General features: G+C 73.3%; 1 protein-coding gene and 1 pseudogene. Both read left to right on the top strand.

Annotated elements, in window-relative coordinates:
* Positions 1-324 precede the first annotated feature (324 nt).
* Positions 325-903, top strand: coding sequence for an ABC transporter permease (locus AB0G02_RS40065; protein WP_360805730.1), 579 nt, complete (start codon positions 325-327; stop codon positions 901-903).
* A pseudogene (locus AB0G02_RS40060) lies at positions 900-1,444 on the top strand (ABC transporter permease); the annotation flags it as partial. The gene AB0G02_RS40065 and the pseudogene AB0G02_RS40060, both read left to right, overlap by 4 nt.

The raw sequence follows: 1,444 nt of genomic DNA, 5'->3' as shown, positions 1-1,444 counted from the left end.
CCCCACCACGGCCGTCTACGCCGCCCTGGTGGCGCTGCTGGTGATCGGCAGCGTCCTGGTGGCGCTCAAGGGCGGCGTGCTGCTCGACCAGGGCGGCATCCTCAACATCCTCACCCGCAGCACCGCGCTCGGTCTCGTCGCCGTCGGGCAGACGGTGGTCGTCGTCGGCGGGTCGCTGGACCTGTCGGTGGCCTACCTGGTCGGCCTGTGCTCGCTGGTCGCGGCCGAGACCATGGCGGGCAGCGGCACGATGGTGCTGCCCGGCGAGCTGCTGGCGTGGTGTTGCAGGCCGTGCTCCAGTACGGCTTCTTCGTGTAGCTGGCGGTGGCCCTGCTGCTCGGGGGGTACCTCGAACACCGCTACACGGGACCGGCGGGCAGCGTGCCGCGGTCGTTCCAGCACCTCGGGTACGACCGGGTCGGGCCGATCCCGGTGGCCGCGCTGGTGCTGCTGCTCGTCGCGGCCGGCGCGTGGTGGTACCTGCGGCGCACCCGCGCCGGCTACCACCTGTACGCGGTCGGCGGTGACGTCGACGTGGCGCGGCTGTCCGGCGTGCGGACCGGGCGGACGATCGTCACCGCGCACGTGCTGTGCTCGGTGGCGGCGGGGCTGGCCGGGGTGTTCCTGGCCTCCCGCCTGGGGTCCGGTGCGCCGTACGTCGGCACGGACGCGGGCTTCGACCTGGAGTCCATCGCGGCCGTGGTGCTCGGCGGGACGGTCCTGGCCGGCGGGCGCGGCGGTGTCGTCGGCACGATCGGCGGCGTCCTCATCCTGTCCACCCTGGACACCGTCTTCGACGACCTCGCGGTCGACCCGTTCTTCAAGGACGTCGTGCGCGGCGTCGTCCTCATCGTCGCGGTGGCGCTGTACGCCCGCCGCCGGCTGTCCCGGAGGTCGGTGTGACGTCGCGGCCCCGTCCGGCGGACGGCACCGTGCCGGTGCTCGTCGTGCTGGTGGTTCTGCTGGTGGCCCTCGCGTTCGCCGGTCCGGCGTACGCCGAGCCCGCCGGCTACCTGGCCCTGCTCAAGCGCGCCGCGCCGCTGGTGGTCCTGGCGATCGGCCAGTACTTCGTGATCGTCTCCGGCGGCTTCGACCTGTCGGTGGGCTCGTTGGTCACCGCGGAGGTCGTGATCGCCGCGCGGCTGATCGGCGGCGACGAGGCGAACACGCCCTGGGTGATCGCGCTGCTGCTCGGCTTCGGCCTCCTCGTCGGCCTGGTCAACGGGCTGATCACGACGAAGCTGCTGGTGCCGTCGTTCATCGTGACGCTCGGGATGCTGCTCGTGCTCGACGGCGCGGTGTTCCTGTGGACCGGTGGGGCGCCGCGCGGCGCGCTGTCGACGTCCTTCCGGGTGTTCGGCCGGGGAGGGGTGGACCTGCCGGCGCTCGGCCGGTTGCCCTGGTCGGTGGTCATCCTGCTGGTGGTCCTGGCCGGCGCGGTGCT

The organism is Actinosynnema sp. NPDC023658 (genome assembly GCF_040639995.1).
Lineage (GTDB): Bacteria > Actinomycetota > Actinomycetes > Mycobacteriales > Pseudonocardiaceae > Actinosynnema.
The sequence above is the reverse complement of the archived record's forward strand: the minus strand, read 5'-3'. Positions and strand labels throughout refer to the sequence as shown.